13 protein-coding genes are annotated in these 13,946 nt (G+C 38.7%); 12 read left to right on the top strand and 1 reads right to left on the bottom strand.

Annotated elements, in window-relative coordinates; all coding sequences use genetic code 11:
• Positions 1 to 4: 4 nt before the first annotated feature.
• From ACJMM9_RS11625 to ACJMM9_RS11570, 12 genes are all read left to right on the top strand, one after another.
• Positions 5 to 1,057 carry a polysaccharide pyruvyl transferase family protein gene (locus ACJMM9_RS11625; protein WP_405327055.1) on the top strand — a complete coding sequence of 351 codons (1,053 nt, stop codon included), beginning with the start codon at positions 5 to 7 and terminating at the stop codon, positions 1,055 to 1,057.
• A gap of 13 nt (positions 1,058 to 1,070) precedes the next feature.
• On the top strand, positions 1,071 to 2,348 hold the full coding sequence (locus tag ACJMM9_RS11620; protein WP_405327052.1) for a hypothetical protein: 1,278 nt from the start codon (positions 1,071 to 1,073) through the stop codon (positions 2,346 to 2,348).
• Positions 2,345 to 3,634 carry a glycosyltransferase family 4 protein gene (locus tag ACJMM9_RS11615; protein ID WP_405327050.1) on the top strand — a complete coding sequence of 430 codons (1,290 nt, stop codon included), beginning with the start codon at positions 2,345 to 2,347 and terminating at the stop codon, positions 3,632 to 3,634. The genes ACJMM9_RS11620 and ACJMM9_RS11615 overlap by 4 nt, the downstream gene beginning before the upstream one ends.
• 1 nt (position 3,635) lies before the next feature.
• Positions 3,636 to 4,607, top strand: a complete 972-nt coding sequence (locus tag ACJMM9_RS11610) for a hypothetical protein (protein WP_405327047.1) — start codon at positions 3,636 to 3,638, stop codon at positions 4,605 to 4,607.
• Positions 4,608 to 4,984: 377 nt separating this feature from the next.
• The gene (locus ACJMM9_RS11605) at positions 4,985 to 5,209 is read left to right on the top strand and encodes a DapH/DapD/GlmU-related protein (RefSeq protein ID WP_405327044.1); all 225 of its coding nucleotides are present in this window, start codon (positions 4,985 to 4,987) and stop codon (positions 5,207 to 5,209) included.
• 1 nt (position 5,210) lies between these two features.
• A complete protein-coding gene (locus tag ACJMM9_RS11600; protein ID WP_405327041.1) occupies positions 5,211 to 6,362 on the top strand; it encodes a glycosyltransferase in 1,152 nt (383 codons plus the stop codon).
• A 35-nt stretch (positions 6,363 to 6,397) separates the two neighbouring features.
• Complete coding sequence (locus ACJMM9_RS11595; protein ID WP_405327038.1) at positions 6,398 to 7,666, top strand: polysaccharide pyruvyl transferase family protein; 1,269 nt, start codon at positions 6,398 to 6,400, stop codon at positions 7,664 to 7,666.
• Positions 7,667 to 7,685: 19 nt separating this feature from the next.
• A complete protein-coding gene (locus ACJMM9_RS11590; RefSeq protein WP_405327036.1) occupies positions 7,686 to 8,681 on the top strand; it encodes a glycosyltransferase family 2 protein in 996 nt (331 codons plus the stop codon).
• A gap of 37 nt (positions 8,682 to 8,718) precedes the next feature.
• Entirely contained in the window at positions 8,719 to 9,264 is a 546-nt protein-coding gene (locus tag ACJMM9_RS11585) for a serine acetyltransferase (protein WP_405327033.1), read from the top strand.
• A gap of 2 nt (positions 9,265 to 9,266) precedes the next feature.
• Positions 9,267 to 10,340 (top strand): glycosyltransferase family 4 protein, encoded by a 1,074-nt coding sequence (locus ACJMM9_RS11580; protein ID WP_405327030.1) that lies wholly within the window; start codon positions 9,267 to 9,269, stop codon positions 10,338 to 10,340.
• Positions 10,341 to 10,430: 90 nt separating this feature from the next.
• Positions 10,431 to 11,156, top strand: coding sequence for a WecB/TagA/CpsF family glycosyltransferase (locus ACJMM9_RS11575; protein ID WP_405327028.1), 726 nt, complete (start codon positions 10,431 to 10,433; stop codon positions 11,154 to 11,156).
• Positions 11,157 to 11,224: 68 nt separating this feature from the next.
• Positions 11,225 to 13,378, top strand: coding sequence for a polysaccharide biosynthesis tyrosine autokinase (locus ACJMM9_RS11570; protein WP_405327025.1), 2,154 nt, complete (start codon positions 11,225 to 11,227; stop codon positions 13,376 to 13,378).
• Between the two features lies 1 nt (position 13,379).
• Here ACJMM9_RS11570 and ACJMM9_RS11565 read toward each other — a convergent pair whose 3' ends face one another.
• A complete protein-coding gene (locus ACJMM9_RS11565; protein ID WP_405327022.1) occupies positions 13,380 to 13,928 on the bottom strand; it encodes a manganese efflux pump MntP family protein in 549 nt (182 codons plus the stop codon).
• Positions 13,929 to 13,946 lie beyond the last annotated feature (18 nt).

The following is a 13,946-nucleotide window of genomic DNA, read 5'->3' as shown; positions in this document are numbered from 1 at the left end:
CTCTATGAAACGTATACTTTTTGATATCTTATATTTGATTACATATTTTCTGAGAGCTTTTTTTACTTTCAAAAAAAAGGTCTTGTTGTTTTGTGTTCCTGAACATCCGAATCTAGGAGACCAGGCTCAGTTGATGTGTACTGAGAAGTGGATTAAGAAGAATTATGGTGATTACAAGTTGTTCGAGTTTCCACTGATCTGTCAGGTTTTTGCTAATGACAATAAATCCTTGTTATTTAATTATACGTTTTGGGTTTTTATTGTTTTAAAGTTAACTGTTCGTAAGAAAGATATTTTTATTGGGCATAGTGGATATTTCTTTACAGATCATCATGGAGGTTGGTTTTCCTTTGAGTTCTTGTTGGAACATTGGAGGAATCAGTTTATAATACTTCCGCAAACAATTAATTTTTATGCTCCGTTTGTTAAACAGCTTGTTGCAAAGAAATTTGGGAATCGAGAAAATCTCGCAATATTGTGTCGTGATGAAGTTTCTTATGAAAATGCAAAAAAGCTTTTCGGGTCAACGAAATTATTGCTTTTCCCTGATATTGTAACCAGCTTGATTGGTACGCGATCTTATAAAGTTGAGAGAGATGGGGTGCTTTTTTGCATACGTGATGATGTTGAAGCTTTTTATTCTGCAAGTAGTATTGATGATTTGATGAACAGATTTGGAAATGTTCGAAAAGAAAAGATTGACACAACGCTAAAGGTTAGTAATGTTGAAATGCGGAAGCATCGTGACGAATTGATAAATAAAACTATTGAAAAAATTTCAACCTATAAAGTTGTGATTACAGATCGTTATCATGGAACTATTTTTTCTGCGATTGCCAATACTCCTGTGATTGTAATTAATTCGGCTGATCATAAATTGAGTAGTGGCGTTAAGTGGTTCCCAAAAGATTTTTTTGGTGAAAATGTCCAATATGCAGAAAATCTAGAGGATGCGTATGAAAAAGCTTGTCGAATTTTGCAAGATTCGAGACAAGTAACTGCTAATCCGGCTTATTTTAAAGAAAAATATTGGGATAAGTTAATAAACGTGTTGTAGAGATGTTCTTGTTATGATGAATAAAACGTCAAATAATCCATTTAATACAATTATTTTAGGTTTTTTCCTATTTAACGTTATATCTGACGTTTTTTTTAAGCTGAGCCAAGGAAGTGAAATTGTTATTGCTGGATTTAAAATTATAGGCTTATTTTTTATATTCAAGAGTTTTTTTTCTATAAAAAATAGAAATATTTATCTTTTTTCTCCGTCTTACAGTAATTTGTTAAGTCTTTATAAAATCATTTGTGCAATAATGATTGTTCGCGGTTATATGATTGATTATCAATACGTATGGATTAGTACTGCAGGAATGATTAATTATCATTTTTTTCAACCTTTTTATATTCTTTGTTATCTTATGCCTTATGTGTCATATATCGATTATCGATTTTACGATTATGGATATTTTATGAGACTGGCATATAAATGTGCAAAAATTTCAGTTTTTCTTTTTGTGGTTGCATTTCCGTTTTTAATAAAAGAATCTAGCCAGCGTCTTTTATCAAGCGATAGCTTTTCTGGAAATGTGTCTGAAAGTAGCTGGATATTGCCTTATACAATATTTAACTTGTTTGTATTCTTTTTTCTTTTAGGCAAATATCAAACGAAAGTGGAACGTAATTGGATTCTTGGTGGCTTTATTTCAGTTCTTCTTGGTGGCCTGTTGTTGGGACGTAGAGGTAGATGCGCTATAATGGTTCTTTATTCGTTGTTTCCTATATATATGTGGATTCAAAAATTTAGAAGGGGAAAATTTTTTGTCGGCTTGTTTGCCCTGATGTGTGCTGTTGCCTTAACATTTTTGCTTTTTAATACATCACTTACGTCTTTTATTACATCTCGAGGTACGACTGACACTCGTTCAGGGGTTGATGTGGCTTTGATGGATCAAATGGATTCATGGGAAGTTGTTTTTGGTAAGGGCTTAAATGGAAGATATTACTACCCATTACGTGAGGATGATTACCTTAAGGGGTGGAGATATGGCTCTGAAACAGGTTTTTTCAATTTGATTTTAAAGGGAGGCCTTTTGATGGCTTTTGTTTATATAGCTCTCTTAATAATCCCTGCATTTAAAGGAATGTTTAGGTCTAATAATTTACTATGTAAAGCATCTGGTTATTTTATATTTGTGAGTTTACTTGAACTTTATCCGTTTGGATGGTTGATGTTTGATTTAAAATTTTTAATTATTTGGATGGGTGTAGTTATTTGTATGAATCCACAAGTTCGGTATATGAATGATGAACAGGTATATGAACTTTTCTTTGAAAGGAAAATATCATGAAAATTCTTTGGTTTGCAAATACGCCTTGTGAGGCTGAAGAAAAGCTCACTGGAAAGCCTGTCACCGGTGGTGGATGGTTGTACGCTCTTTCTCAAGAAATGAAAAAAAATCCTCAGGTAGAGCTGCATATCGCCTTTTATTGGGGTGTGCCGATGGAACCTTTTCTCTATTCTGGCATATATTATCACCCTGTATTGCGTTCTGGAAATGGCTCTAAGATTGGAAGGTATATCTATAGGCTCCGGTCCCAATTTTCCGATTGTTACGATGCCGTTGAAATTCCTCGTTTGCTTGATGTCGTATCTAGTACTAATCCTGATGTAATCCATATTCATGGATCTGAGGAAAATTTTGGGCTAATTGCGGAACATATTGATTCTCGGAAAATTTGTATGTCGGTGCAAGGAATTTTGGGCCCTTATAAGAATAAATATTTTTCAGGGATTCCTAAAGAGGTTGTAGAAAAAAATTCTCCCTTTATAAAAAGGTTGTTGCTAGACGATTCTATTGCATCGTTTCGCCGTTTTTGCAGAAAAACGTCAAGGGAAAAAAGAATTTATCGGAAAATAGATAATATTATTGGTCGTACGAAGTGGGATGAAATGTGTTCTTTGGCATTGAATCCGGAAAGAAAATATTATACCTGTAATGAAATTCTTCGTAGTGATTTTTTCAAAAAAGAGTGGGCGCCTACATCAAATGAAAAATTCAAGATTGTTTCGACGATAAGTTTTGGCTTGTGGAAAGGGGTCGAAGTGATTTTCCAGGCCGCCAAAATTTTAGAAGAGGCGGGATTCAATTTTGAATGGAACGTTATTGGCATAACGGCCAATGACGAAAAGGCTTTGTATTCCGAAAAAATGACTTCTTTCAACAGAGATTCATTAAATGTTAAATTTTTAGGCCGTATGGATTCATCTCGGTTGATTGAACAGATGATGTCTTCAAATTTATTTGTTCAGGTGAGTAGAATTGAAAACAGTCCAAATACATTATGCGAAGCTATGTTACTTGGTATGCCCATAATAGCATCTTATGTTGGTGGTACTGCAAGTATGATGAAAGAAGGGATTGAGGGGAATATGTACCAAGAAGGAGAACCGTATGTTCTTGCTGGGCTTATAATGGATTGTGAAAAAAATTACGCTAAATATGTTGAAATGGGGAAAAATGCGAGAGCACATGCTTTGAAAAGGCATAATCCCCAAAATGTCGCTCAAGAGTTGAAACGTATCTATGAATCAATTTGTTTGTCGAATGAGCGCGTAAATGATATGAGGGTGTGATATGAAGACGAAAATAATGAAGCTGCTAAGCAATGTCTACAAAAATGTTCTTAGAAAAAAATATGTCGGAAAGTCTTGGCCGAGCGAAAATGAGAGAGAAGACGCCAATCGAGCCATTTTTGATTTATTAAATGCGGATAAGCCTTGCTTTATTGGACGAATGGGAACGACTGAGGGGGCTGTCATACATAATTATATTACGGTTCATAGTGATGTAAGCTATTTCAAAAAATTGCTTAATTACATTACTGATAAAACGAGACTTCCTTGGTGGGATTTTCCTAGATTAGACAATGATTTGTGTCAATTTTCTGGTTTTTTTCCTGGTGGTGATTTAAAAAAATTGGAAAAGTTTGCAGAATTATATTTGAAATATATTCCGACAATGGATTTGGCGGGGCGCTTTTCTTATTATGAAAAATTTTTGCCGTTTAATTCCAAGTGTCAGTTCTTTCAGTTGGAATCGCTATATCCATTTTTTGTTGAGCATTCCTGGATGAAGGCCTTAGAAGGAAAAAAGGTCCTTGTTATTCACCCTTTTAAAGAAACCATTGAAAAACAGTATGAAAAAAGAGCCCATTTATTCCCTTCAAAGGACTGGCTCCCTGATTTTAAGAGTCTTACGGTTATAAAGGCTGTACAAACTTTAGCGGGTGAAAAATGTAAATTTGTCAACTGGTTCGAAGCTTTGGATTCAATGATTAAGCAAATTGACGAAGTTGATTTTGATGTGGCTCTTATTGGGTGTGGCGCCTATGGCTTACCTTTGGCGGCACATTGCAAAGAAATTGGAAAAAAGGGATTTCACCTAGGGGGTGGGCTACAGCTTTTATTTGGAATTAAGGGAAAACGTTGGGAGTCCCAATACACGAACTCTTGTTACAGGGATTTGTTTAATGAGTATTGGGTGTATCCAGATGGATCTGAAAAAATAAAAAATGCGTCATCTGTTGAATCTGGTTGCTATTGGTAATGTTTATGGTGCATAAATCGAATAGTCTAGCTCATTATTGCAATGTCGCTTGGAAAAGGCTTTCTAAATATTTTTGGCTGTTGCCCAATGTCTTGACAGCCTGGTGGTGGGGCGTCAATTTGGGCTCAAAGAACCGTTTTTATGGAAAGACTGTTTTTCGAACAGAACCTGATTCTATAATTTCTATAGGAAACAACTCTTGTTTCAATTCGTCTCATCGGTCGAATTTGATAGGTGTTTTTTCTCCGTGTATGATTTCCACAATAGCGCGGGGGGCCGAAATCCATATTGGAGACAATTGTGGCTTTTCGGGAACCGTTATTGGTGCTGCATTGTCTATAAAACTAGGCAATGGCGTACGTTGTGGAGCCAATACTATGATTACAGATAGCGATTGGCATTCGGATGATCCCAGATCTGGGAAGGATGCTCCTGTTGTTATTGATGATAACGTTTGGCTTGGTTATGGAGTCAAGGTCTTGAAGGGTGTACACATTGGTGAAAATACAGTAATTGGTGCAGGGAGTGTCGTTACTCATGATATTCCTGCCAATGTTGTTGCGGCAGGAAATCCATGTAAAGTGATAAAGGGCTTGAATTAGTATGAACGTGATTCTTATGACTGGTGAGGGGTATCCGAAGCGATTTTCTGCCAATAATTCCAAGAGTGAATTTATTGCTCGTGGCTTAAAGGAATGTGGCTGCTCTGTGTCTATTATAGATGGTGCTTTTGGTGCTTATGGTATCAGAGAGGAAATGTCAGGTATTTCTGAAAATGGAATAGACTACTGTATTTTTCCGAGAACTAATCGCCTAAAAAGTTTCTTTGTGAACTTGCCCAAATTATGGAAAAACCTAAAGAATAAGAAGCGTAAAGGTGAGGTAAACCATATAATAATCGGAATGGAAATGGTTCCTTTTATATATGTTTATTTTGCTATGGCTTGGTTGCTGGGGTATTCCAGAAGTTGCCTTTTTCATGAATGGCATGCCGGTTTAAGTCAAGGCTTTGTTTCGAAAATACGAGGATGCCTTTTAGATTATACTTTTGGCTATTTTGTAAATGCAATTTTCCCTATAGGTCATTTTTTAAGAGAAAAGTGTAATCGATTCCATAAGCCTAATATGTTGATTCCGATTTTGGCTGATTTTGATGTGAAATATCAACGTCAGAAAATTGCAAGTCATTTTACGTATTGTTGTGCTGGTGAGTATTTGTTGAGAAATACTTTGGTCTTGGATTCTTTTCGTGAGCTTCATAAACAGGAACAATACCGAGATGTCCAATTAGTTCTTGTGATTCAAGGAAATGATCGTGTTTTGAAAAAAACGCAAGAGCTGGTGCAGTCTTATGCTGATAATGAAAATATCATTGTCAAAAATAAAGTTCCACGTCAAGAGTTGAATGAAATTTTTGCATCGTCAATAGGTTTGCTGATTCCTTTAGATCCGAATAGCCTTCAGGATAAGGCCCGTTTTTCTCAAAAAATTGCGGAATACGTTGCCATGCGTAGACCGATAATAACTAGCGCTGTTGGCGAAATTCCTTTTTATTTTAAAGACAAGGAAAGTGCTATTCTTGCGTCTTATGATGTCGCCGGATATTCTGAGGCAATGCGTTTTTTAGTAGATAACAAATCAAGTGCCGATGAAATTGGCGAAAATGGTTTTATAGTTGGGCAATATTCTTTTGATTATCGAGAATGTGGTAAAAAGATTAAAGATTTTTTGAATACAATATGCCAATACAAATGAGATGTGAAAAAGACGTTAAAAAAGGAGTTTCCACAATGAAACCTAAAGTTATAATTGCAGAAGGTGGGCCTTCTGGAAATGTCGGATCAATGGCGTTAATGGAAAACTCCATAAAAATAGCAAAACAAAAACACTCCAATTGTGAGATTGTACTTTTATGTGCAACTCCAGAGGATGTTGATTATACCTTGTATAAGGAAAATCTTCATGATGGCGTCAAGGTTATGGGAGATTTATTTCTCTTTCCTACTGCTAGCAGTGTAAATAAAATGATTTGGCTGATTCTAACTATATTGTGGATCGCTTACACAAGAATTCTATTAATGCTAACATCGAATATTAGCTGGGGCTTGTTTGGAAGGCGAAAAAAGATTATTCAAGAAGTTGAAAATGCTGATTTTATTTATTGTATTGGAGCCGAACGAATAAATGATATTTACTATAAAACCGCATTGTTGTCACTGGTTGCTTTAGATACATATTGTCGAATGGGTAAAAAAATTATCCATTTGTCTTTGACTATTGGCCCTGTTTTTTATAAAAGTACAATTCATTTTGCAAAAAAAGTTTTGAATAAAAGTTTTGCTATTTATGTTCGGGACAAAAAATCATTTGAAATTTTAAAAGAATGGCATTGTACAGCTCCTTACCAATTTAATTCATTTGATATAGCTTTGTTGCAGTCGACTATTTGTAATGATGAAGATTCTGAAACTCTTATCAGATCACTTGGAATATCTCCGAATTTTATTGCGGTTTCTGTCATTGATTGGTCATTTCGCAAGGCTGTTGGTCCCGCTCGTATGCCGGAATACAACCGAGTCCATGCTCAGATTTTAGATTATATCATAGAAAAATATGATAAGGATATTGTGTTTACACCAACTGTGGTTGGAGGTGGGTACAAAGTTGGTGATTCAACTGCAGCAGAATCTGTTTTATCTCTGATGAAAAATAAAAATAGAGTTGTTTCTATTCTGCGTTTGTTAACGCCTATGGAATTAGCCTCTGTTTATAAACGTTGCTATTTTGGCATTGTTACAAGAATGCATGCTGCTATTCTTTGTTCTGGAGCGGGGCATCGTCCTGTTATCGCTGTTAATTATTTATACAAATTACGAGAGTACATGAAAAATATAGGTTTTGAGGATTATTCAATAGATATTGATTTTATTAATTTTGATGACTTGAAAAGAATTGTTGACAAGATGTTTCTTGAATATGATTTGAACAAAGAACGTTTGAACAATCGTGTACTTGAAATGCAAAAGCAACTTTGTCTTGACTTAGAAAAAATTAATTGAGGTAAAAAGGGGTAATAAAATGAATGAAGAAAAGGTAACTATTATTGTTGGAATATATAATTCGGGCAAATTTTTGCGAAAGGGCTTAGAATCGTTAAAAACACAAACATGGACTAATGTTGAAATCCTGTTGATGGATGATGGTTCTACAGATGATAGTGGAAGTATCTGCGATGAATTTGCTGCGTCGGATAAACGTTTTATTCCCATTCATAAAAAAAACAGCGGTGTTTGCGATTCCAGAAATAAAGCCCTTGATTTGGCATCTGGAGATTACGTATGTTTTATGGATGGTGACGATTGGTTTTCGCCTGATTTTGTAGAATATATGATGAATATCATACATTCTACACATACTAAAATAGCTCTTTCTGATCATTTATTTACGACAAGAGATCAGGTGCAAATTATTGACGATAGAATTGAAGTCCAAGATTGCAATCGTGTCATTGCAGACATTATTTATATGAATATGGTGTTAGGTCCTTGGAATAAAATGTACAGTATGGAATTGATAAATAAGTATAACATACGTTTTCCTCCACATTGGTTTGGGGAAACGCTTCACTTTGCAAATACCATTGCTTATTTTTCTAAGAATATTGGTGTTGGACATAGAAAAGTTTATAACTACAGATTGAATAATGTTGACAGCGGAACAACTAAATATAATGTGGAGACTAGACTCCTTTCTCTGGATAATTGTTTGAATTTAAGAAAATGCATTTTTGCAAAAGAACAAAATGTTCGGGATGCGATTGAATGGCATATTTACGCTAACTATTATGAACTGTTGTTGAATATAATAGCAACGAATTCTAAAAGTCGGTATATGCTTGAATATAATGAAGCGAAAACATATCTAAAAAAGAACTGGTTTAAAATATTGATTCACAGCAAGGTGAATCTTAAACGAAAAGTGGCTATTGTCATAGAAGCGTTTTTCCCGATTATGCTGGCTCAATTGAGAATGAAAAAACATCTACATGCAATATCCAAAGACAAGATGATGTGAGCCGTTTTTTCCTCAGTCTTGTTAAAGGTAAAGAATAATGAAAAAAATACAAGAATTCCTTAGTAAAGATTTAGAACGTTTTGGCAAATACAAGCCATCTTTTAAGGATTTTTTGCTTCATAATGAATGTTGGTATATTTGGCAATATATTCGCCATATGCGATATATTGAGTATCATCAGGGGAAAGGTGGACTTCATAAGTTTGCTTATTTATGGCATTGGTATAGATTTAAACATTTGCAGTTTAAGCTACATTTTGCAATATACCCAAATACAATAGGTCCTGGTTTTAGAATCTTTCATGTGGGTAATTATACTCATGTAGGTCCGAATGTGAAGATTGGAAAAAATTGCACGATGGTTTCTGGTGTTGTTTTTGGTAATAAAACAGAACAAGAAGATAATCGTCCTGTTGTTGTTGGCGACAACTGTTATTTTGGTCTTGATTGTAAAATACTTGGTCCTGTACGGATTGGTAATAACGTTACTATTGGTGCAGGGGCTGTTGTAACAAAGGATATTCCTGATAATGCTGTTGTTGGAGGAATTCCTGCTAAAATTTTGAAATTTAAGGAATGTTAGTTATGCCTAGGGTTCTTGTTGTTGCTACATCCCATAAAACTCGTGGCGGTATAACTTCTGTCGTAAAAGCTCACCAGCAGGGGCTTCAATGGAATGAATTTCATTGCAAATGGATAGAAACCCATATAGATAAAGGTCTGTTTCTAAAGTTTTTGAAGGTTATTCCGGCTTTTTTTGAATTTTTATTTTTATTGCCATTTTATGATTTGGTGCATATCCATTTAAGCGAACCTCCTTCTGCTATGCGAAAAATTATATTTGTATGGCTTGCTAAGCTATTCTCAAAAAAAACGGTTATACATTTTCATTCATTTTCTGTTGAGACGACTATCCGAAGCAAATATGCTTTTTTGTACAAGTTTTTGTTTGCTAGGGCGGATAGAGTTGTTGTGTTGAGTGAGTATTGGAAAAAAGAAGTTGAAGCTGTATTTCCTTTTGTTAAGGTTCAAGTTATTTACAATCCTTGTCCTTCTTCACACAGTATTTCTTCGTTGAATTCAAACCCTTCTTGTACTCAATCAAAAAAATGCTCTATTCTATATGCTGGAACAATATGTCATAGAAAAGGCTACGATGATATGATAAAGGCTTTTGCTAGAATAGCCATGAAATACCCAGACTGGCAGATTGTTTTTGCAGGAAATGGAGAAGTTGAAAAGGGAAAATTGCTTGCTAAAGAATTGAATGTTAGCGATCAAGTTGTATGGCTTGGTTGGGTTAATGGACTGGATAAAGAGAAAGCTTTCCGTGATGCAACTGTTTTTTGTTTGCCTTCTTATGCAGAGGGCTTTCCTATGAGTGTTTTGGATGCTTGGAGTTTTGGCTTGCCTGTGATAACTACTCCGGTTGGGGGGATTCCTGATGTTTCAAAAGATGGAAAAAATATGCTTCTTTTTTCTCCGGGAGATGTAGAAAAACTTTCGAACTGTATGGAAAGAATTATAACGGACAGAAACCTTCGGGAATCAATTGCTAAGGAATCAGTTCGTTTTGCAGAAACAATGTTTAATATAAATACAATAAATAAACAGATTGGTGATTTGTATAATCAGTTATTATCTGAAAAAGAAATGTAAAGATTTTGCAAACTGAAGAATTACAACAAAAAGAGTTTACAAAAAGGTTACAGTAAGCTATCTTTGTAATCACGGAATTTGGTTTATTCTATGATTTGCATCAGAAACTTAAATCTCCTCTGTAGTCGAGCTGAACTTGCAAACCTCCCCGAGGGCAAGCTGTTAATCAACACGATTAACGCGTTCTCGTACAACAACGCTCGTCGAGACGTCTTGTTTGAAGAAGCTCTGACCAAAGGCGATGTGTTAATTCCCGATGGTATTAGCATTGTCCGCGTGTGTAATTTCCTTAAAGGCAAATCACGCCCCAAGGAACGCATTGCCGGGTGGGACCTTTTTGTTCACGAAATGCGGCGCCTAAACGAAAAGGGGGGCAAGGTGATGTTCCTGGGCTCCAGTGAAAAGGTTCTGAAGCTCATTCGCCAAAAAGCCGCTATCGTTTACCCGAATCTGGAAGTCGTTACGTATTCTCCGCCGTATAAGCCCCAGTTCACGGTCGAGGATGACTTGAACATGGTTAAGGCGATTAACGATGCAAACCCGGATTTGCTATGGATTGGCATGACTGCCCCCAAGCAAGAAAAATGGGTTTATGCCAACTGGGACCGCCTGAATATCCACTGCCATGTCGGGACTGTTGGCGCGGTTTTCGATTTCTTTGCAGGGACTTACAAACGCGCCCCGATGATATGGCAAAGGCTTGGTTTGGAATGGCTTTATCGCCTTTTAAAGGAACCTCGCCGAATGTGGCGCCGCTACATAATTGGCAATGTGATGTTTTGTGTGCTAGTGTTCCGGGAAAAGCTTGGGTTTTAACGGCTTGTTGTGCTCTCGATTCTTCTTCTTTGTTATATTGCGAGTATAACTAGTTGGATCAAAATTTTATGACAGTTACACCGAATAATAAACAGCAGAATCCGCAGCAGCCTTTCTTTTTGCAAGCCAACAGGGGAGATTCTTTCGATTTGTTAGGTAATATTTTTCGTCATTGGAAGCTTGTGGCGGTATTGTCAATTGTTGGACTTTTGGCAGGTACTGTTGCTTCTCGCTATGTTCGCGATTCTTTCGATAACAAGACGATGCTCCAGCTCGATACAAAGTCCAAGAGCGGCAAGGCTGTTTCTGATTTTGGTGACTTATTCGATGCTAAGAGTCCGGCGGTTGCCGAGATCCACTTGATAAAGAGCTTGAGCGTTCTGATGCCGGTGGTGGAACAGCTGCATCTGAACTATACGGCAGAGCCGCAAGGGATTGTGGATAGGCTCATGCGCCGTGAAGGCCGTATGGACTTGGATCTTTTTGAACCGCCTAAAACGGCCTCGCTTGAGAAAGATAAAAAGGCTGAAAAGTGGATTGCCGTGATCCAGTCGCAGGATACGTACGAACTCTTCTCGCCGATGGGGCAGAGCCTTGTTGTGGGTAAAGTCGGAGAGACGTACCGCATACCGATGGGTGCGGATTCTGTCGCGATTTGTGTCAGGGTTTTTTCTGCTGAACCGGGGCAGTCGTTCCGTTTGTTCAGGTCCTCGGTCCTGAGTGTTGCTGAAGGTTTGCAGGCGTCGATTAACGCCTACGAGAAAGAAAAGAATTCGAATATCCTGGAAATTTCGTATTCCGGTCGCTATCCGGATCGCGTCGCCGATGTGCTTAATGCTGTTGCGCAGGCCTATGTGCGCCAGAATGTCGAGATGCGCAGTGCCGAAGCCGAAAAGTCCCTGGAATTTCTGGAAGAACAGCTGCCTTCCATCAAGGCAAAGCTGGACTCCTCGGAACGCCTGTTGACAAACTATCGCAATAAGATGGGGACTGTCGATCTCGGTGCTGAAGCAAAGGGAACTCTTGAACGTCAGGTCGAACTCAAGACGCAGTTGCTCTCGTTGCAGCAGCAGTACCAGGAAAAGGCTCGCTTGTTTAAGGAAGATCACCCGGCGATGCAGGCTCTTTTGCAGCAGCAGCAACGCTTGAACCGCGAAATCGGTAAAGAAGAAAGCAAGACCAAGAAGCTGCCGATTACCCAGCAAGATGTGCTGAAGTTGCAGCAGGATGTGGAGATCAATAACCAGCTGTATACGTCGGTTTTGAACAACATCCAGCAGTTGCGCGTGGTCCGTGCAAGTGAAATCGGTAACGTGCGCGTCGTGGACCCGGCCTATATTCATGAAAAACCGTCCAAGCCCAACCGCAAAAAGATTATGGCTGCGGGCCTTGGCGGGGGCTTTGCGTTCAGCCTTCTGTTGATATATCTCTTGCATACCATAGGTGGCCGTGGTGTGGGTTCTTCTTCTGAAATTGAACGCGAGACGGGCGTGAGTGTCTATGCCAAGATTCCCAAGACGCAGATTAATCGCAAGCTGCCGGGCGTTAACGACAAACGCTTTATTCTGGCTAAGGCCGATGCCGAAGACATTGCGATCGAGAAGGTGCGTACGCTCCGCACGGCGCTAGAGTTCTCGTTCCTCGAAGAGGGTGGGCGGGTGCTCATGGTGACGGGTATCATTCCCGGTGCGGGCAAGTCCTTTGTTTCGCTGAACTTGGCCTATCTGTTTGCTAAACAAAATAAGCGAGTTCTGTTTGTTGATGCCGACCTGCGCAAGTCACGCCTTTCGCACATGCGCGAAAAGGGTGTTTCGGATATCTTGATCAATAACGGCAAGTTGGAAGATTTCGTTGTCGATATGGGTGAGGGCTTTTACTTCTTGCCTAAGGGTTCCCGTGCGCCGAATCCAGGCGAAATGGTGAGTTCCAGGGCCTTTGCCGAACTCATTGACGAATGCAAGTCTAAGTACGACGTTGTCGTGATAGATACGCCGCCAAATTCGCTCGTTTCTGATGCCCAGTCAATTGCCAAGTTGGCTGATTTTGGCCTGATCGTCATCGAATACAAGAAGCATTCCATGGATGAGATCCAGGATGTTATAGACCAGCTCAGTATTGCGAAGCTTGACAAGAAGGCTATCGTTCTGAACCAGTGCTTGCAGGACGGTCTTGGCTATGGGTACGGTTACCGTTATCGCTACGACGAAATAAAGAAATCGTAGTCTACACAAACATCTTCACGCCAATGGCGATGAGTATAATCCCGGCAATGAATTCCGGGATTTTTGTTTTGAAACGCTTGGAGGCGTGGCGCCCGATTTCAAAACCGAGAACGCCCATCACAAAGCTTGCGATTGCAATAGCGGATGTTGCAAAAATCATGTTCGCGTTCAGGAATGCAAACGAAATCCCGACCGCAAACGCATCAATGCTTGTGGCAATCGACAGTAGCAGGATGTTCATGAGGCTCAAGTGCGCACAAGAGGCTGTTGCTTCGCCGCCCCGAATCGCGCTCCAGATCATGCGGGCGCCCAAAATGCAGAGAATCGCGCATGCAATTGGAGTGCCCACGGCATTGAACCAGCGTTCGGCAAAGCTGCCCAGGAAATATCCGAGAAGCGTCATGCCGCCTTGAAAAACGCCAAAAGAAACTGCCTGGAGCACTGCGCGCGAGCGCTTGATGCCCGATTTGCAAAGACCGGTCGAAATGGCGACCGCAAAGCAGTCCATCGCTTCGACAATTGCGATGATGATAATCTCTATAGTGCTCATGAAAAGTCGCTTTTTTGA

The organism is Fibrobacter sp. (assembly GCF_045112255.1).
Classification (GTDB): domain Bacteria; phylum Fibrobacterota; class Fibrobacteria; order Fibrobacterales; family Fibrobacteraceae; genus Fibrobacter.
The sequence above is the reverse complement of the archived record's forward strand: the minus strand, read 5'-3'. Positions and strand labels throughout refer to the sequence as shown.